We start from the raw sequence: 20,033 nt of genomic DNA on the forward strand, positions 1-20,033 counted from the left end.
TTGATGAGTTAAAAAGATGAAAAATACATTGTTTTCGCTCCTGTTGGTGATGATCGCCACCTTGACCTCTTTCAATGCAGTGTCAGAGACAGCGTTGAATAAAACGCAGCAACAGCAATTGAATGCCATCACTACGCTGCTTCAGCAAAACCCTGACATTATTCCAGGCTTACACCAAAGCCTGACGCAATACGTCGCGCAGCAACAAGGCTTCAAGGGCATACTCACCGCCAACCATGACTACCTCTACAGCAACCCCAAACATACGCAGTTCGGCGCAACTGAACCCAAGCTCACCATCGTGAACTTTACCGACTACAACTGCCCTTTCTGCAAACGCCTCGATCCGGTTTTGCATGACATGGCCAAAACCTACCCAGACATAAAAGTGGTCAACATTTATGTGCCACTAAAAGAAATGGACGCCCCCTTGTCTGACATGAATTCAGCGGCGTTTGCATTGAACGTATGGCAGCAGGCGCGTGATAAGTACTTTGAAGTTCACCAGTTACTCCTCACCAAGCCTAGCGCTCATGATCAACGCTCTTTTGCACGTATCGCTGATAAAACGGGGACGCGAGATCAACTAAAACAACACGATGCTACCGTCGAGATGGTTGAGAGAAACGTTTCTCTATTCCAGCAACTGGGCCTGCGCGGCACACCAGCCATGATCATTGGCGATGGTGTTCTACCAGGCTACTTACCCGCGGAGAAGCTTGCGCCGCTGATTGAGTCTGCTCTAGACAAACATTGATCAATACCGAGTGAGGAAGGCTCCCTCACTCGGTTTCCTCCTTCCCTGCCTTCATGCTTACCCTTTCAAACAACGCCATTTTTCTTCCATATCTCTCAATATGTTAAGCCAGGTTGCACTGCGTTTACCTCCACGACTGTTTAGTGATTTACCTTCCTGTTTACGACGAAGATTTTCATCCTTTTGAAAAAATTCGCTTTCTTTTTCGAGCCACTTTTTAATTGTGATAACAAAGAATTGAAGCCTTTTTAATAATTGCGCACACCAAGGAGGCAATCACTAAAACAACGAGAAACACAAAAGGAAGGAACATGTTACGTACTCGATTACTCCCCTATATCGCGATGGTTTCTGCTGTTTCAGCAGCAATTCCGCACACGGTATCCGCACATGGGTATATGGATTATCCGCCCGCACGACAAGAAATCTGCGACAGTGATGGCGGCTTCTGGGATTCAGCAGACGGATCAACCATCCCCAACACAGCCTGTCGCGCTGCGTTCTGGGAATCCAGTTGGATACCCTTTATTCAAAAACATGAGTTCGCCAAGCTCGTCTCTGATTACACCAACCAAGCCGCCGTTGAAGAAGCCATACCAAGCGGCGCTCTGTGTTCTGGTGGCGATCCTGATAAAGCGGGTATTGATTTACCGTCTTCAGAATGGCAATCCACGCCCATCGACCCCGCCGCCAATGGCAAACTGACGCTGCTTTATCATGCCGACACGCCACACAACCCAAGTTTCTGGAAGATCTACTTATCAAACGCCAATTACAATCCGGCCTCGTCACCACTGGCTTGGTCTGATATTGATTTAATCGCTGAATTCGATGACTTGCCCGTTGTCGTGATCAACGAGAAAAAATACTACCAAATGCAAGTAACCCTCCCGACAGATAGAACAGGCAATGCTGTACTCTTTTCACGCTGGCAACGCGTCGATGCGGCAGGGGAAGGTTTCTATAACTGCAGTGATCTCAACTTTGGCGGTGATATTGTTGCGCCAACATGGAACGACATCGGCAGTGCGATTAAATCCACCACGGATGCTTCTGCTGGCGACACCGTGTGGTTCCGCGTGTTTGATGGTTCAGGTGCTGAAATGGTATTCGAAAAGCTACCAATAGACGCTAGCAATGACGCTGAAACAGTGTGGGGTGGGCAACTCGCTGACACAGTCAACAACACATCATCAAGCGCACGTTTGGGTAAATTGGCAGAAGACGGCACAGTTGCTTGGGACAGCAGTGACCTCTATAGCAACTTGGTCTTTGTGAAAAACACCAACCACAGTTTCCAATTGGAAGTGAAAAAAGCCACCGTTAATTCTGCACCTGTTTTGTCAGCCCCTGCCTCAGTCTCTGTTGACAGCGGTCAGGATGTTCAATTCTCAGTGTCCGCTACGGATGCAGATAACGACCCTGTAGATTTCACCCTCTCGGCAGGTAGCTTCTCGATTCAAGGAAACACAGCCACTGTGACTTATTCAGCCCCAGACACTCTTCAGGATCTGCGCCAGCAAATTCAAATTACAGCGACAGATGGTCAAGCAGCCGTATCAACGATCGTTGAAATTGCAGTAAAAGGCAGTGGTCCCGTAGGACAAACAGATTGGAGTGCCAATAACGTGTATCTGGCGGGAGATTCAGTAAACCATCTTGGTACGCAATACACCGCACTGTGGTGGACGAAAGGCGAAGAACCGGGCACATCCACAGTATGGTCGGCACAAGCAGATGGTAACAATCAAGCATGGAGCGAAGGGATTGCGTACTCAGCGGGTGATATCGTGATGTTTGAGCGCGAAAATTATGAAGCGAAATGGTGGACGAAAGGCGATCTTCCATCAAACGGCGGGCCTTGGAAACGCGTGAAGTAAAAGACAACCATAAGGTGATTTTTAAAAAATCCCATAAAAAAACGCCCTTAAAGGGCGTTTTTTCTTCACACTGCTCAAGCAGGTGAATGGAATTTCTTTATCTTGTCTCGGTACGTATCAATGCGCTGAGGCGTCATCATGGTACGGGAATCATCCGTCACCAAGCCACCTAACTGATCCGCAACTTGCTGAGCGGTCTGCAGCATCAACTTAAAGTTTTGATCCGCTTCGCCATAACATGGCAGCGTCATAAACAACGAAATGCCCGGTGTCGTGAATTGATGAATCGTCTCTAATGGAAAACTGCCAGGATTGAACATGTTCGCCGCACTGAACAACACTTTTCCCGTGCCCGCTAAATCAGCGTGACGATGGAAGATTTCCATTTCGCCGTACAGCAGACCATGTTGCTCAAGGCAGTTAATCAGCTCTGTGCCATCAAATTCTTGGTTGTTGCCCGCCTGCACATTGAGGATCAGCACTTGCTGTTGAGGCTCAGTTGCAGCCTCCGGTTCTTCATCAACCGCAACAATGTCCTGCTCTTCCGTTGTTTCAGCAACGGCGTCCTTAACAGCCTCATCCACCACATCTTCATCGTAAGACGACGCAGTTTGATAGAAATCGTTCGACGTTTTCTTCGGCTCAACTACAACCGATTCAGCCTCAACACGCGGCTCATCAACGGTAAAAGATGGCGCATCGTTGTCAGACGCAGAGAAAGCCGGTAAATCAAACGCCTCTTCTTTCGTGTCGACAACCACATCATTCGTGACAACATTTGACTCAAGGTCATTTTCCACACGCGTATCAGGTGCCGATGCATCGTCAGAATGCGTTTCGTTAGCGAACAGCGGATCAACATCAGATTTATCGCCAAAGCTTAAACCCGGTTCCTTCCTGTCCACTTTGGGTGCGTCATCACCCGATTTAATAACACGAACAGAGCCGATACCGTCCTGATCAAAGCCAGTGTCATCCTTCCCTGTCAGCTTACCAATGGGTTTTTCACCAAATTTGGCAGGCTTTTCTTTCCTACTGGTCCAAAGGCCATGAAGCAGAAGCGCAGCTATCGCTACCGCTCCCAAAATGATCAATACAAGGCGCAATTCCTGCATCATTTAATCTCAGTATTTATCTAATTAGCGACGAGAAACCATAGAGCAAGCCCCTATCTAAACACCTTGGAACAAGCTTTGGCAATGTCGCGCATACAATTTGCTGACTACTGTACCAAAAAGCGCATAAAAGTTAATGCACAACCAATAAGAACACTCAAAAAGTGCCTGTTCTTTCTGGCTTTTGACACGCAATGCACTTAAAAATTCCACGTCAGCATAAATTGCCAATACCAACAGGAAACCGTTACCATGCAGAGGTTAAAGCAAGGAGACACTATGACCCCCTCACAACTGGTACAACAACCAACATCCGGTGCAGGTTATTTCCTGCGTGGATTTTCTCTGGCATTTACACCAGGTATCCGCAGATTTGTCATCATTCCACTGATGGTTAACCTCTTGTTGATGGGTACCCTAATTAGCGTGCTATTGTCACAACTCAGTACATGGATTGACGGGTGGCTCTCTTATATACCCTCTTGGTTGGACTGGTTGTCTTACTTATTATGGCCATTGCTGGCAATCTTCGCGTTGGTGATCTGTTCGTATTTTTTCAGCACGGTCGCCAACTGGATAGCCGCGCCCTTTAATGGCCTACTTGCTGAGCACTTGGAAGCAAAGCTCACTGGCAAACGCCCACCGGATGATGGCATCGCTGGGATCGTTAAAGATTTACCGCGTATCTTCAAACGGGAATGGCAAAAGCTTTGGTATTACCTACCTAAAGCACTAGGTTTGCTGATATTGATGTGGATTCCAGCTATCGGGCAAACGCTCGGGCCTGTGCTCTGGTTTTTATTCAGCGCATGGATGATGGGCATTCAATACTGTGACTATCCGTTCGATAACCACCGCGTGTCGTTTCCATCAATGAAAGCAACACTGCGCGAACAAAAAGGCATGACCATGAGCTTTGGCGCATTAGTCATGGTGTTTACCATGACGCCAGTGCTCAACCTGTTTGTCATGCCAGTCGCCGTGTGTGGTGCAACCGCAATGTGGGTAGACAAATATCGTGGCGAACTCGCGCGATACTAAATATCGAAGAACGAAACGCTTTTTTAGTATGCAGGTCTACATACTTCTCGTTCACTTTGCCGCCCAACCTCACGGGCGGTAGAGTTCCACACACAAATGCCTTCATAATTAGCCAACGTCAGTCTACTTTCCAAATCAAAAATGCCAAAAATAACTGTCTAAGTTCTGAAATCACAATAAGATATAACCAACGATTCCTTTGCATTTATGCAAACAGCGATATTATTTTAGACGTATTCCCCAGCAAACCGAAGGAACGAAGAACATGGGTAAGATTTACGAAGATAATACAACCACCATTGGTAACACCCCTCTAGTACGCCTTAACCGTGTATCTAACGGAAAAGTGCTGGTAAAGATTGAAGCGCGTAATCCAAGTTTCAGCGTTAAATGTCGTATCGGCGCGAACATGATTTGGGATGCCGAGAAAAAAGGCACTCTGAAGCCAGGTATAGAGTTGGTTGAGCCTACCAGTGGTAACACAGGTATTGCGCTGGCTTACGTTGCTGCTGCTCGTGGTTACAAGCTAACGCTGACCATGCCAGAATCAATGAGCCTCGAGCGCCGTAAACTGCTTAAAGCATTGGGTGCAAACCTCGTGCTAACAGAAGCGGCAAAGGGTATGAAAGGCGCCATTGCTAAAGCAGAAGAAATCGTCGCAACTGACCCTGCAAAATACCTGTTGCTTCAACAGTTCGATAACCCAGCTAACCCAGAGATCCACGAAAAGACAACGGGTCCTGAAATTTGGGAAGACACTGACGGTGAAATCGACGTCTTTGTTGCTGGTGTAGGTACGGGCGGTACACTAACGGGTGTTAGCCGTTACATCAAAAACACGCAAGGTAAAGCGATCACTACTGTTGCCGTTGAACCTTCAGAATCACCAGTTATTGCACAAACTGTTGCGGGTGATGCAGTTCAACCTGCACCACACAAAATCCAAGGTATCGGTGCAGGCTTCGTACCTGGCAACCTTGATCTTTCACTGATTGATAAAGTGGTTCACGTCACTTCTGACGAAGCGATTGCTATGGCACGTCGTTTGATGGAAGAAGAAGGCATTCTGGCCGGTATTTCATCAGGTGCAGCCGTTGTTGCAGCGAACAAAGTTGCAGAGCTTCCTGAATTTGATGGCAAGAACATTGTGACCATTTTGCCGAGCTCTGGTGAGCGTTACCTCAGTACTGCACTGTTCGCAGGTATCTTCACTGAGCTAGAAAATCAGCAGTAATAGATACAATTTGTTACAGACAATAGTCTGAGAGACAACAAAAAAGCCCCTGAGGGGCTTTTTTGTTTGATTTTTTTAGTCCGCTCTAGTAAAAAATCCCCGCTTATTATTTTCGAGGCTCGAAATAAAAAGCCGCCTCGTCTTCGAGGCACATGCCCATTCAAGCGAAAATGTCACAAAAATTTGACTTGGATTAAGCAAAGGCATGCAAATCTTCGTTAGTTTATCGTCCACCGATAGCCAAATCAGGTCATTCGGTTTAAGCTATCAACAGATTTAATACATAAACTTAAATAAATAATGTATCGGGGTAAATCATGTATCAAAAGCAAGTAGAAATCACTGCTGAAAACGGTCTGCACACTCGTCCTGCTGCTCAGTTTGTTAAGGAAGCAAAAGGCTTCGATGCAAAAATTACTGTTGAATCTGGCGGTAAAGAAGCAAGCGCAACTAGCCTGTTCAAACTGCAAACTCTTGGCCTGACTAAAGGTACTGTTGTAACCATCAAAGCTGATGGTGCACAAGCTCAAGAAGCTGTTGATCACCTAGTTAAACTGATGGACGAGCTGGAATAATCCAGCTTTTTTCTATCCATTAGCATTTAAATTTGGTCAACGTAAGGTAAAGCTATGATTTCAGGCATTCTGGCATCTCCTGGTATTGCATTCGGTAAAGCGCTGCTACTTCAAGAAGACGAAATCGTCATCAATAAAAACCCTCTTCCAGCTGATCAGTTGGATGCGGAAATTCAGCGCCTTTTCGATGCGCGCGAAAAATCTAAACTTCAGCTAGAAGCTATCAAAGAAAAAGCACTCATCACCTTTGGTGAAGAGAAAGAAGCTATCTTTGAAGGCCATATCATGCTGTTGGAAGATGAAGAGCTAGAAGAAGAAATCATAGCTTTCATTAAAGAGAACAACGCAGCGGCTGATTACGCGATTTACAGCGTATTTGAAGAGCAAGCAACGACGCTTGAATCTCTTGACGACGAATACCTAAAAGAGCGCGCAACTGATATTCGTGACATCGGCTCACGTTTTGTTAAGAACGCACTGGGTATCAACATCGTTTCTCTAAGCGCTATCAACGAAGAAGTGATTTTGGTTGCTAACGACCTAACACCTTCTGAAACTGCGCAAATCAACCTAGATTACGTACTAGGTTTCATCACCGATATCGGTGGTCGCACTTCTCACACCTCAATCATGGCGCGCTCTCTAGAGCTTCCAGCAATCGTTGGCACCATGAACATCACTAAAACAGTGAACAACGGTGACATGCTGATACTTGATGCAATCAACAACAAGATTGTTATCAACCCAAGCGAAGAAGAGCTAAACAAATTCAAAGCGATCCGTGATGAATTCATCGCAGAGAAAGAAGAACTGGCTAAATTGAAAGATTTGCCAGCAATCACTCTGGACGGTCACCAAGTGGAAGTTTGCGGTAACATCGGTACCGTTAAAGACTGCGACGGTATCAACCGTAATGGCGGCGAAGGTGTAGGCCTTTACCGCACAGAATTCCTATTCATGGACCGCGATGCACTGCCTACTGAAGAAGAGCAGTACAAAGCATACAAAGACGTTGCGCTTGCAATGCAAGGTCACCCAGTGATTATCCGTACTATGGATATCGGTGGTGACAAAGATCTACCTTACATGGATCTGCCAAAAGAAATGAACCCGTTCCTAGGCTGGCGTGCAATTCGCATCAGCTTGGATCGTCGTGAAATTCTACGCGACCAACTTCGTGCCATCCTTCGTGCATCTGCACACGGTAAGCTACGCGTGATGTTCCCTATGATCATCTCTGTAGAAGAAATCCGTGAGCTGAAGAAAGCCATCGAAGAATACAAAGTGGAACTTCGTGCAGAAGGCCATGCGTTTGACGAGAACATCGAGATCGGTGTAATGGTTGAAACGCCAGCAGCCGCAGCGATTGCTCATCACCTAGCGAAAGAAGTTGCATTCTTTAGCATTGGTACAAACGACTTAACCCAGTATACTCTTGCGGTTGACCGTGGTAATGAGATGATCTCGCACCTGTATAACCCTCTGTCTCCGGCTGTACTTACTGTGATCAAGCAGGTAATTGATGCTTCTCACAAAGAAGGTAAATGGACTGGCATGTGTGGCGAGCTTGCAGGCGACGAGCGTGCAACGCTACTACTGATGGGTATGGGTCTAGATGAGTTCAGCATGAGCGGCATCTCAATCCCACGCATCAAGAAAATTATCCGTAATGCCAACTTTGCTGATGTTAAAGCAATGGCAGACGAAGCACTGGCAATGCCTACTGCAGCTGAAATCGCTGAACATGTAGAAAAATTCATTGCTGAAAAAACTGTCTGCTAAACTACGGCAGCAAAGAATTGATAACGCTTAGGAGCATACACTATGGGTCTGTTTGACAAACTGAAGAAGCTGGTTTCTGACGACAGCAGCGATGCAGGTGTGATTGAAATCATGGCACCACTTTCTGGTGAAATCGTAAACATCGAAGATGTGCCTGATGTTGTTTTCGCAGAAAAAATCGTTGGTGACGGTATTGCAATCAAACCAACTGGCGACAAAATGGTTGCACCAGTTAACGGTACCATTGGTAAGATTTTCGAAACTAACCACGCTTTCTCAATCGAATCTGAAGACGGCATCGAGATGTTCGTTCACTTCGGCATCGACACTGTTGAGCTAAAAGGTGAAGGCTTCAAGCGTATCGCTGAAGAAGGTCAAACTGTAAAAGTTGGCGACCCAATCATCGAATTCGATCTAGCAATGCTAGAAGAAAAAGCGAAGTCTACTCTGACACCTGTTGTTATTTCTAACATGGACGAAATCAAAGAGCTGAACAAGCTTTCTGGTTCTGTTGTTGTTGGTCAAACACCAGTACTACGCATCAAGAAGTAATGCTTAATGTGTAAGGAAAAGCGCAGCCTCGGCTGCGCTTTTTTGTTGCCTCAAGTTTATATCCGCTCAACGATATTTTGCCCGCTTTCACTGCGCCGACAAGCATCAACGTGCTTAGCATCCACTTCCCAAACGCCACGACTGACCGCCGCCATTAACTGCTCACGAAGAGTTAGTTCGAAAACTCATGAATGAAACTCTGCTGTTGGCTTATGTATTGCTGACGATATTGTGTTGGGGTCATCCCTGCTAGCCGTTTAAACAGGCGGCAAAAGTAATCCGCATCCACAAACCCACTTTCCAGCGCCACCTGTTTAACACGCAACCCTTTTTCAATAAGAAGATGCCGAGCATGAGCAAAGCGCTCTCGATTAATGTATTCGTTAAAACCAATGTCGCTGTGTTGCTGAAACAGGTGAGAAAGGTAACTTGATGAAATACAGAAGTGATCAGCCACTGACTCACGGCAAATTGACTCATGGAAATGGCAACGCATGTAAGTCAGAATCTGATGGAAGAGCTGCTTTTGCTTAGACACATCCGACGCATGAGCACTTAGCTTACGAGAAATCGTCCGTAGCAATACATCAAGCTTCACATCACCCAACCCCCTCACTTCTGACGTCAAGCCAAGCAGCAAGGCATTGAGTGATGTCAGTGGCATGGCCCATTTCGCCAAACTGATGCAACGGCCATCTTGCCAGTGGTTATAACTTAGCCCTAGCTTTTCACCACGACAACAAATGCTCAAGGTGTTCGCCTCATCAGCATACGGCAAATTCCAACCGTGAGCCTCTACGCGAAGCACATCACCGGGCTTCATGCGCACCACACCTCGCTCGCCACCGCCGTAACTGAACATCATGTCTACCGCCCCCTCGACAACTATTTCCACTCTTTCTTCTGGCGTACACCATGCCAAAAGCGGCATGTCATTGCATGGCAATGCACGGTGGCAATCCGTATTGAGCTTTCCGTCTAAACGACCTGCAATCTCAGAAAGCACCAAATATGAATACGTGTCGGGTTGGTTAGTCGTGTTGGGCATTCGGTGTCACTCTCACTATTGGATGTGAAAATACATTCACGAGAACTTTAACTGTTCACTTTATGATGAAAAAATTTACAGTTTTTTGAGAATATTTCCATGATGGACTGCACCCTTTAACTGTAAATATTTACAACAAAATGACTAATATGCGCTCAATCACAGTCTTAAATTGGAAATATTTTCATCATCTTCCTGCCAAAACCCTATTTGAAGGTCGTAGAAGGAGAACCTCATGACCAAAAATGTTGTTGCGATAACCGCCTGTGCTGCTGGTATTGCTCACACTTACATGGCAGCTGAAGCCCTCGAGCAAGCTGGCAAAGAACACAATTTTTTTGTAAAGGTTGAAACCCAAGGTTCAATCGGCGCACAGAATGTTCTGACCGAAAAAGAAATTAACGATGCAGAACTGGTGATCATCGCCTCTGACATTGAAATTGATCTTGCTCGCTTTGCAGGGAAACGTGTTTACAAGGCACGTCCAAAAGCCGCGATTCGCGATGCAATGGCACTTATCAAAGAAGCCGAAGAAAATGCGACTGTCTTTGGTGCGAAAGGCACAAAAGTCGGTAACGTGACCTTGGGTAAAACCACAGAAAACGGTTTTGTTCAGCACATCATGAGCGGTATCTCTTACATGGTACCGATGGTTATTGCAGCAGGTTTGTTGCTGGCCATCGCGAATATCTTCGCTTTTCAACGTGATGACCTGGGCCGTATGGTCGCGTGGGGCTTTGACCAAACAGAACCACTCGGTTATTTCATGGCGCACTTATTCAAAGTGGGTCAAATCGGCTTCCTTCTCATGATCCCACTGTTTGCAGGCTTCGTTGCAAATTCCATTGCGGATCGCCCTGCGATTGCTCCAGCGATGCTGGGTGCATACATGGCAAACGACCCAGCATTTTTAGGCACTGACGCGGGCGGCGGCTTCCTATCAGCCATCCTTGTTGCTTTCCTTGTTGGCTACTTCGTGAAGTACCTGAAGAAAATCAAATGGCCGAAACTGCTTCAACCGCTTGTGCCGATCATGATCATCCCTTTGATCGCAACCTTCTTCATTACCGTCGTGGTGTTGTACTTCATTGGTCAACCTATCGCGGGTGCCATGAGTGCATTGTATGAAGGCCTTAACTGGCTAACCAACACGTATGGCGCATCTACCTTCATCATCGGTGCCATTATCGGCGCAATGATCGGCTTCGACTTCGGTGGCCCAGTCAACAAAACCGCACTGATTTTCGGTACTGCGGTATGGACTGACACCGTTGCAAAATACGGCATTGAAGGCGCTAACTTCGTTCCAGGCACCGCGGCACAAGCTGCAATATCTGTCGCGCCACTTGGTATTTTCCTAGCGTCAAAGCTGTTTAAAAACCGCTTCACTGACACTGAAAAAGTCTCTGCAAACTCTGCGTTCGGTATGGGTATTGTTGGGGTAACTGAAGGTGCTATTCCGTTTGCTGCGGCAAACCCTGTTCAAATCATCACCGCCAGTGTGGCAGGTTCAGCCCTAGCCGGTGGCCTTGTGGGTTACTTGGACGTGAAATTCTACGGCGGTATCGGTTCTCCGTTGGGTACGTTCATCGGTTACATCGAGCAGCCGATTCCTTTCGTGACGTGGATTGCGTGTACCTTCGCGGGTATCGCAACCACCGCAATGATCATTGGCTTCTGGCGACGCCCTTCTAAACAGCCAGTTGCTAATGCAAAAGAAGCGGGCACAACATCAAGCTCCATACAGCAGGAAACAGCCACACCCGCTGTTGCTACTTCAACCGCAGTGAATGGATAACCCTGATGAACAACGTCTTTAACGTCGAGCATATTCTGACTGACGCCCACTCAACCTCTCAGCAGCAAGCGTTTCAGTTCATTGCCGAGCACGCCCATCAACTGGGTTACATCGACAGCGTTGATGGTTTTGCACGTGGGTTGCAAGCGCGTGAGGCGCATGACAGCACCGGGTTTCTTGGCGGAATGGCAGTGCCACACTGCAAATCAGCCCATGTAAAAACACCGGCTATTTTTGTGGTGCATTTTGCCAACCCTATCGAGTGGGACACCATGGACGATGAACCTGTCACCACGGCAGTGTCGTTAGCGATTCCAGAATCAGGGGCAGAAGAAAGCCTAATGATGCTGACGAAGTTATCGCGCGCCATGATGAAACCCGACATTCGAAACACGCTACAACAGAACGACACGCAAGCCATTTTAGATACCATTCAACACGTGATTGCGTGAGTTTACATATCCAATGACATGAGGGTGCCGCTCGCCGAGCCGCACCTTCACATTCTGCGGATAGCATTCCAAAGCGGACAGGTTTATGAAAAAACAACTACATGTTATCTCCCATACTCATTGGGATTTTGAGTGGTACTTCTCCGCTCATGAATCGCTCATTCAATTGATCTATCACCTCGAAGAAGTGATGGACGCGCTCGAGAACGGCGAAGTAGATAACTACTACTTGGATGGACAACTGAGCATCGTAGAAGATTATTTATCTGCCTGCCCGCAGCACAAAGAACGTTTTTGTCATTTGGTCGAAAGCGGAAAACTCAAGATCGGCCCTTGGTATAGCCAAACCGATCAACTGATCATTTCGGGTGAGTCCATCATCCGAAACCTGCAACTGGGTATTCGTCTTGGTGAATCACTCGGTGGCTGCGAAATGCTGGGCTATGTGCCGGACGCTTTTGGTCAAAGCATGGACATGCCAAAAATCTATAACGGTGTCGGCATCGATAAAACGGTTTTTTGGCGTGGACTGTCTACGGACGTTTATCCGTACCGAGAAGGTCAATGGCAAAGTGAAGACGGCAGCCATGTGCTTTTCTACAACATCAAAGATGGCTATTACGTGGGCGGGCAACTGATCTATTCCGACGATGCTATCTCGCTAACTAACCAAGTCGAGAAAGACTGCCTTAGCGATCACGTTGCCCTGCCATTGGGTGGCGACCAACGCTTCGTTGATCGCAATGTCAAAGAACGCATTGCGCTGTTTAATCAAAAGCTGGCAGACGCCAACATCGATAGCCAACTGATTGAAAGCAGCTACGACAAACTGTTCGCCTCGCTTAATGCGCAAGACCTGCCAATGGACACGCTGAGCGGCGAGATGATCGATGGGCAAGTATCGAAAATCCACCGTTCCATTTACTCGTCACGCGCCGATCATAAGCGCCTGAACGATATGCTTGAGCGACGTATCACCCTTGAGCTTGAGCCCCTTATGGCGCTGGCCACCCGTTATGGTATCGGCTATCAGCCTGAACTCATTAATAACCTTTGGCGCACCATGACCCGCAATCATGCCCACGACAGTGCCGGAGGTTGCAACACGGACAAAACCAACAAGATCATCCTTGAACGCTTTGAACAGGTTGATCAAACATCAAGTGCAGCGCGAGACTATTTGGTACGCAAACTGGCGGATTCTCAACCTGAACTCGATAACGGCACGCGCCTGACCTTGTTCAATACCCTGCCCGTCTCACGAGAGCAGGTTCAAGACATCACGCTTTCAACCAAATCGCCGCAATTCACGCTAAGCACCTTAGCGGGTGAGAACGTAGCATTTGATGTAACTGCACAAACCCAACACTACAACGGCAGCATTCAACGCAATCCCGAAGACAATGACCCGAATGGCTACTACTACCAAACCGACATCGCCGTTCAATATGCGCTTCCCGCATTAGGTTTCACGTCTCTCGTGATTCAAGAAGTAGCAGAAAAAGATGCGTTAGTGCTACCCACGGTTCTTGGGAAACACATCGAAAATGATCGATACCGTATCGACTATCAAAACGGCGAATTGAACCTTACTGACAAGCAAACAGGCCAGCATTGGCCGCAAGCCTTCACGTTGCGTGATGGCGGTGACGATGGCGATACCTACGACTACTCACCACCTGAAAATGATTGGGTGATCACCTTGTCATTCAGTCACGCAGCATGCACGACACAATCCGGTCAATGTAAGCAACAAATGACCTTGAAAGGCTCATGGTTGCTACCAGAAAACTTAGAGGCTCGTGCTCAGGGCTTCCGCGACACTGTTTGCGAGTACACCGTGAACGTGACGCTCACCAACGATGAACAGCCTTTGCAGATCGATGTCACCATCGACAATCAAGCCGACGATCATCGCCTACAGATCGTCATTAACAGCCCAATCAAAGCGAAAGAAAGCATTGCGGATACACCCTTTGGCTTTGCGCGTCGCCCATTGTTCCAAACGCAATTGGCGGATTGGCGTGAGCGCGGCTGGAAAGAAGAGCCTTGCGGGATTTACCCGATGATCAACTACGCCAACCTGCACGATGAGCAAGCCAGTTTGACGGTGTTCGCCCAAGGCATAAAAGAGTATGAAGTGCTTATCGAGAGCGCGGAACAGCCAAGCGGCACCCTCGCCCTCACGCTGTTCCGCAGCGTGGGTTGGTTAGGCAAGCCCGACCTACTTCGTCGCCCAGGAATTGCATCAGGTCAGCAGTTTAAATACATCCCCACCCCTGATAGCCAGATGAAAGGCCACCAGCACATCACACTGGGACTACACATCGATCCAAGTTTCTCGCCGGCGACTGCTGTGCAGCAATGGCAAACGTGGAGTGTGAAAACGCCTTACTATCAAGCGCAAACGCTCAATCAATTCACCAATACCTTGAAATATTTTGTCATGCATCAACTCGACAATGCGGTGAAGGATAATGACAGCCTGTTTACCCTTGATGCGCCGCATCTTGTTTGTAGCAGTGTCCAGTTCGACAACAACGCGCTGTATGTACGTCTTTTCAATCCATCGGAATACAGCATTGAGAACACAGGCAGCCTCACTGTCGGGCATGCAACAATCAAAAACGCAGCGGATACCAACCTGATGCTCAAGACTCTGAATACCTTGGTGGTTGATGGCAATGTGATTCAACTTGGCGACTTCCGTGCGAAGCAAATCCGCACCATTAAGATCATGCTTGATTAAGAGGAGCGTTCGCCCTACGGTAGTGGGGCGAATGATTGATGGCCTATGGTACTGATGAACAAAGATATTGGATTGCTGTTTGAATATGCACGGAGCAAATTCACCACTACCGACAACAAGATTGCGGATTATTTTCTCGCACATCGTCCTGTCAAAACCATTGAAGAACTGGCGACGGACATTGGTGTCTCCACCGCCTCTATCACGCGATTTTGCCAAAAGATTGGCCTGAATAACCTCAAAGAATTTCTCTTTCTCTATCAAGAGCAGTTGGATAGCGCGACCCCCCTCACCAAACCGGAGAATGATGGGCTGCAGCAAGATTACTTCGATGTTTTACAGCAACTAAAACACTGCCTTGATACAGGCGTTATCGAGCAAATCACCCACGCCATTGCAAGGCATCAAATCATCCATGTGTATGGCACCGGATTCAGTGCTCTTGCAGGGGCTGATTTCAAATTCCGTTTTGGACGACTCGGCAAGTTTGTCGAAGTGGTGCAAGACACGAACTCCATGCAAATGTACCAAGACATTTTGACGACCGACAACCTGGTGATCGTGCTGAGTTTAAATGCGCAAAATGATGACATGGCGAAGGTGGTGAAAAACCTGACACGCCGCGGTATCGAAACCTATCTGATCTCGGCGAACCCGAAATCAAAAATGTCACAATCAGCAACGGCAACCTTGCTCACTGCCTCGCTCAATGGTGAAGAACGTACCGGTATGATTTCAGCCCAACTGCCTATGCTGATGGCCATAGACCACCTTTACTATCATTACGTATCACTTGACCGAGAGACGATTAAAAACTGGGTGTCTACCGAAGCGCCATTTGGAAAATAATTCATCTCGAATTCCTTTTCCTTTAGCATCTACTTGCCCCAACCTCTGTATTCCCCTGCCTCTACTTGCCCCAACCTCTGTATTCCCCTGCCTCTATTTGGCCCAGTCTCTGTTTGACCAGCAACAAAAAAGCCCTCCGAAGAGGGCTTTTTGCTATCAATTTAACTCAGTAACTCGCCGCTAAGTGGTACACCGTTAATCCTGCTTTCACCTGTTCAGCGGATGTATTCCCCGTGTATTCCAAGGTAATAGGCTGAGAGGGCAACAAGGTAACGCTTGAGTCATCAAAACGTCCGGTATCACCGCCTTCGCCATCAAATTCAGGATGAACAAAGAAGGCTGGTTTGTCGGCACTCAAGGTCACCATCACACGACCATCCACCTCTTCCACCTTGGTTTCGATGTTCGCTTTAGGTAATGGCAGGCGCTTGTATGCATCGTCAAACCACATGTTGGTAAAGGTTTGACCATCACACTCGACAACCGCATGGAAGAAGCCTTCGTGCTTGCGCTCGTTAATCACGTTGCGGTCACACTGCCATACCACTTGGTTATCGTCTTCACCCAACATGCTCTCAATCGGCCATGTGTCGATCACTTCGCCGTGCCAGTCATACCAAGTCACTTGACCTTTTGCTGCCAAGCAACGGTGTTCATCATTAATCACATTCAATCGCACCGTGTTTTCTTCATCCACAAACACCGCCAATTGCTGCGCGAAGAAGCGTTTGGCATGGTAATGCAACTGCTTCCAACGCCCTGTGTATTCAATGCTCGACCAAGAGCTGACAGGCCAGCAATCATTCAATTGCCAATACAAGATACCGCGACAAACAGGCTTATTCGCACGCCAGTATTCGCTCGCCGTTTTAATGGCTAGCGCTTGTTGAACCTGACTTAAATAGAGCATCTGAGAGAAGTCAGAAGGGAAACGGAAATAGCGTGTGAACATTTCAGTGATGATGCTATTCCCACGGCCATTTTTCTGGTGTTGCTCAAAAGTAGGAGAAGTAACGTTCCACTCTTCCTCTGATGCAAAGGTTTTTACCGTTGGTAATGACGGCCAAGACTGATAGCCAAACTCACTACAAAAACGCGGCTTAATGCTGCTGTAGGCATCGAAGGATTTGCCGGAATGCCACACATCCCAAAAGTGCATGTCACCTTTGTTGTCGTCATGCCACGCATCACCAAAGTCCAACTCACCATTACATGGCGAGCTCGCCCAGAAACGGCGGCTGGTGTCTTCGCGCTCAACCACTTCTTGCAGAACACGGCTTAAACGATCGTAATTCACCACGTATTTTTCGCGATTCGCGCGGGATTCTGGGTACCAATTGATCGCGCCGATCACTTCGTTATCGCCACACCATAACGCCAACGATGGATGATCGCTCAGACGGCGAACTTGTTCGGTGATCTCTTGTTCTACGTCGCGGAGGAAATCAGGTGTCGACGGGTACAAGGCGCATGAGAACATCAAATCTTGCCACACCAACAGACCTAGCTCGTCACACAGATCATAGAAGGTATCGCGCTCATACATGCCGCCACCCCAAACACGGATCATGTTCATGTTCGCGGCTTTCGCATCTTCCAACAAGCGTCGGTAATGATCAGGCGTTTGCTTGCCAGGCATCGCATCCAGTGGGATCCAGTTCGCGCCTTTCGCCATGATGGCTTTGTCGTTGACGACAAACGTCATCGCCGCACCCACGTCGTCTTCGCCCGTTTCTAAATACAGCTCGCGAAGACCCAAGCGTTTCTCAATGGTTTGAGCATCTGTTGTCACTGTCAGTGTATAGAGCGGTTGTTCGCCGTAACCCGCAGGCCACCAGCGTTTAGGTTGCGCCATGCGAAAACAACATTCCACCTCTGTGCCCGTTAACGCAACAGATTGCGACATGCGCTCACCATCAGGGCTAACCAAACAACATTCAATCTGAGCGTCATTATCAGGGCTGATCTGTTCTGCAGAAATGATGGCCGTGACATCACAACTGCCATCGCTGTGCCATTGCTGTGTAGAACGGACCTGTTGAAGACGCACCTCAGACACAGGTTGCAAGCGAATGCTGTCGTAAATACCACTCACCAATAAGCAAATGCCCCAATCCCAGCCTGAATGACACTGGGTTTTACGCAAGGTATTCATGTGTGGAATCTGGTTGTTACCCACCGCCCAAGGCACAGGGAAAGGCAAGCGCTCAGCACGTGCTTTGGCTTCAATGTCTGCGCGTTTAAGCGTGATTTTCAGTGTATTTTCACCGTTGCACAAATACGGGCGAACATCGCGGCGGTAATGGCGGAACATGTTGCTGCACAGCAATATAGTTTCGCCGTTCAACACAATCTCAGCCATGGTATCGACCATGCTCAAGATCAGGTCCACTGCCTTCGCACTCAGAAGATCGGCATCTGCGATGAAGGTTTTCTCAAGCACCCAATCGTGTTCGCCCACCCACTGCACCTTGGTTTCATTACAGCCAAGGTAAGGGTCAGGAATAATGTCCGCAGCAAGCAACGCACTGTGCACATCGCCCGGCAAGGTGATAAGGGCAACGATGGACGCATCCATCAAAGAAGTGAGTTGCCATTGGCCGTCTAGTTTCAACATGGTCATGGTTAGGCCACCGCTACGTCACAAGCTGCATCCAGTATTTCAGCGGCACTCACCACCAGCTTTTTCACCGTTGTTTCGACGATGGTTTTGCCATCAAAGCGAGACATGCCCGCCAGTTCAATGTCAGTCGTCACGATGACCACATCGGCGTTTTCCACATCGTCTAATGTAATTTCGTTTTCCGCCCCAAGCGCACCTTGGGTTTCAACTTTAATGGTCAACCCGCGAGCAATCGCAGCTTGTTCTAATGATTCAGCGGCCATGTAAGTATGGGCAACACCTGAAGGGCAGGCAGTAATGGCAACAATGTTCATGATCTTCTCCAGCACGTCTGTTTTTATAACGTTATTACCCTGAAGATCACCACACTGAGCGAGGGTGCGTCGAGTGAGATTCACTGGACATTTTTATGATGTGTCGCAAAAGCAAAGCGCGGTCAAACTTAGTAAAAATGATTGTTTTGCATCAGTCACAAATCGAGGAAAAACACCGGCACCATCGACGCCAATGCCTATGACTTACCCGCCTTCCCTCCCTTTAAAAACAAAAAAAGCACCGCCCATTGGCAGTGCTTTCTGTTCTCTAAGATGCATCGATAAACTATGCGATCTTGCTTAATGCATCCATAGACGGTGCGAAGAAATACGCGCCTGTCACTGGTGTTGTGAAACGCAGCATCATGTCCGTTTTGCCATCACGCTCGCCGAACATGCTTTCTAGCATCGTTTTGTGAACATGTTGCGTGTGGCAGTAGGCAATAAACAGCAAACCATGATCGCCCGACACTGAGCCATAAGGCAGGCTATGTCTGACCATTTTTAGGCCTTTGCCATCTTCTTTGATATCAACACGTCCTACGTGCGATGTCGCAGGCACATCATCCAACTCGATAGAGTCAGACTTGGTACGACCGATGATTTTCTCTTGCTGTTTGACTGACAGAGGTTCCCACGCGTTTAGGCGGTGCACATAACGCTGCATCATGACAACGCTGCCGCCCGCACATTCACCATCAGCAATGATGGCAACTGCACGACGGTCGTCTTCACCTTCTGGGTTTTCCGTTCCATCAATGAAACCCGTCATGTCACGAGAATCCAAGTAGCGGTAACCATAGGTTTCATCCACAACCGTAACGTCTGAGCCGATGTTTTCAAGGAACTTTCTCAGTAGATAGAAGTTCAGGTCATGACGCGTTGAGTGTACGTGCAGCAACACATCACAATCCGTTGCTGGTGCATGTGTGTCACCTTCACCAAGTGCTTGGAAAGGCGTAAAATCGTCAGGGGTTACGATGTTATTGGCTTGGCAAAATGCAGGTGTGAACGACACGGCCGCTTTCATGTTACTGCCAGGCTGGTTGGAGTTGATGTCATCAACAAGCGTATGCACGTCACGAGAGCGCCCAAGAACAGCAGATGCTGAACCGGTGACTTTGAACAATACGTACAGTGCAAATGGCCCTGCGTCGGCCACGATTGCTGGCTGGGATACCGCCATTGTTACCTCCAGATAAATACAGCTCTTTCAGCTTCTTAAGTCTGATAGTGCGAAAAGTCCAAGCATAGTAGCAGGGAA

At 47.9% G+C, this 20,033-nt stretch carries 16 protein-coding genes; 11 read left to right on the plus strand and 5 right to left on the minus strand.

Features of this window, described 5'->3' with window-relative positions; translation table 11 throughout:
- Positions 1-16 precede the first annotated feature (16 nt).
- Complete coding sequence (locus tag BM082_RS16610; protein WP_074927812.1) at positions 17-757, plus strand: DsbA family protein; 741 nt, start codon at positions 17-19, stop codon at positions 755-757.
- A 311-nt stretch (positions 758-1,068) separates the two neighbouring features.
- Positions 1,069-2,637 (plus strand): lytic polysaccharide monooxygenase, encoded by a 1,569-nt coding sequence (locus tag BM082_RS16615; protein WP_074927815.1) that lies wholly within the window; start codon positions 1,069-1,071, stop codon positions 2,635-2,637.
- Positions 2,638-2,711: 74 nt separating this feature from the next.
- Here BM082_RS16615 and zipA read toward each other — a convergent pair whose 3' ends face one another.
- A complete protein-coding gene (gene zipA, locus BM082_RS16620; RefSeq protein ID WP_074927818.1) occupies positions 2,712-3,755 on the minus strand; it encodes a cell division protein ZipA in 1,044 nt (347 codons plus the stop codon).
- A 276-nt stretch (positions 3,756-4,031) separates the two neighbouring features.
- Here zipA and cysZ point away from each other — a divergent pair, with 276 nt between their 5' ends.
- The 5 genes from cysZ to crr all read left to right on the plus strand — a co-directional run bounded on the left by cysZ (position 4,032) and on the right by crr (position 8,936).
- Positions 4,032-4,793: a sulfate transporter CysZ gene (gene cysZ / locus BM082_RS16630; protein WP_017009309.1), complete on the plus strand. Its 762-nt coding sequence runs from the start codon at positions 4,032-4,034 to the stop codon at positions 4,791-4,793.
- A 265-nt stretch (positions 4,794-5,058) separates the two neighbouring features.
- On the plus strand, positions 5,059-6,027 hold the full coding sequence (cysK, locus tag BM082_RS16635) for a cysteine synthase A (protein WP_074927820.1): 969 nt from the start codon (positions 5,059-5,061) through the stop codon (positions 6,025-6,027).
- Positions 6,028-6,344: 317 nt separating this feature from the next.
- A complete protein-coding gene (locus BM082_RS16640) occupies positions 6,345-6,602 on the plus strand; it encodes an HPr family phosphocarrier protein (protein WP_002537934.1) in 258 nt (85 codons plus the stop codon).
- 54 nt (positions 6,603-6,656) lie between these two features.
- Complete coding sequence (ptsI, locus tag BM082_RS16645) at positions 6,657-8,384, plus strand: phosphoenolpyruvate-protein phosphotransferase PtsI (protein WP_017009307.1); 1,728 nt, start codon at positions 6,657-6,659, stop codon at positions 8,382-8,384.
- A gap of 42 nt (positions 8,385-8,426) precedes the next feature.
- On the plus strand, positions 8,427-8,936 hold the full coding sequence (crr, locus tag BM082_RS16650) for a PTS glucose transporter subunit IIA (protein ID WP_017009306.1): 510 nt from the start codon (positions 8,427-8,429) through the stop codon (positions 8,934-8,936).
- Between the two features lie 172 nt (positions 8,937-9,108).
- Here the strand turns inward: crr and BM082_RS16655 are convergent, their stop codons facing one another.
- Positions 9,109-9,984, minus strand: a complete 876-nt coding sequence (locus BM082_RS16655; protein WP_017009305.1) for a helix-turn-helix transcriptional regulator — start codon at positions 9,982-9,984, stop codon at positions 9,109-9,111.
- Between the two features lie 235 nt (positions 9,985-10,219).
- Here BM082_RS16655 and BM082_RS16660 point away from each other — a divergent pair, with 235 nt between their 5' ends.
- The 4 genes from BM082_RS16660 (at position 10,220) to BM082_RS16675 (ending at position 15,832) form a co-directional block, all read left to right on the plus strand.
- Positions 10,220-11,782 (plus strand): PTS fructose transporter subunit IIC, encoded by a 1,563-nt coding sequence (locus tag BM082_RS16660; RefSeq protein WP_083417935.1) that lies wholly within the window; start codon positions 10,220-10,222, stop codon positions 11,780-11,782.
- Positions 11,783-11,787: 5 nt separating this feature from the next.
- Positions 11,788-12,234, plus strand: a complete 447-nt coding sequence (locus BM082_RS16665; protein WP_074927822.1) for a PTS sugar transporter subunit IIA — start codon at positions 11,788-11,790, stop codon at positions 12,232-12,234.
- Between the two features lie 85 nt (positions 12,235-12,319).
- The gene (locus tag BM082_RS16670) at positions 12,320-14,983 is read left to right on the plus strand and encodes a glycoside hydrolase family 38 N-terminal domain-containing protein (RefSeq protein ID WP_074927823.1); all 2,664 of its coding nucleotides are present in this window, start codon (positions 12,320-12,322) and stop codon (positions 14,981-14,983) included.
- Positions 14,984-15,037: 54 nt separating this feature from the next.
- Positions 15,038-15,832 (plus strand): MurR/RpiR family transcriptional regulator, encoded by a 795-nt coding sequence (locus BM082_RS16675; protein WP_026024929.1) that lies wholly within the window; start codon positions 15,038-15,040, stop codon positions 15,830-15,832.
- Positions 15,833-15,998: 166 nt separating this feature from the next.
- On the opposite strand, the gene BM082_RS16680 is transcribed toward BM082_RS16675, so the two are convergent.
- From BM082_RS16680 to BM082_RS16690, 3 genes are all read right to left on the minus strand, one after another.
- Complete coding sequence (locus BM082_RS16680; protein ID WP_074927825.1) at positions 15,999-18,455, minus strand: beta-mannosidase; 2,457 nt, start codon at positions 18,453-18,455, stop codon at positions 15,999-16,001.
- 2 nt (positions 18,456-18,457) lie between these two features.
- Entirely contained in the window at positions 18,458-18,769 is a 312-nt protein-coding gene (locus tag BM082_RS16685) for a PTS fructose transporter subunit IIB (RefSeq protein ID WP_017016930.1), read from the minus strand.
- A gap of 286 nt (positions 18,770-19,055) precedes the next feature.
- Positions 19,056-19,955: a Dyp-type peroxidase gene (locus BM082_RS16690; RefSeq protein ID WP_074927827.1), complete on the minus strand. Its 900-nt coding sequence runs from the start codon at positions 19,953-19,955 to the stop codon at positions 19,056-19,058.
- Between the last annotated feature and the right edge of the window lie 78 nt (positions 19,956-20,033).

The organism is Enterovibrio norvegicus DSM 15893 (assembly GCF_900115495.1).
In the GTDB taxonomy this organism is placed as follows: domain Bacteria; phylum Pseudomonadota; class Gammaproteobacteria; order Enterobacterales; family Vibrionaceae; genus Enterovibrio; species Enterovibrio norvegicus.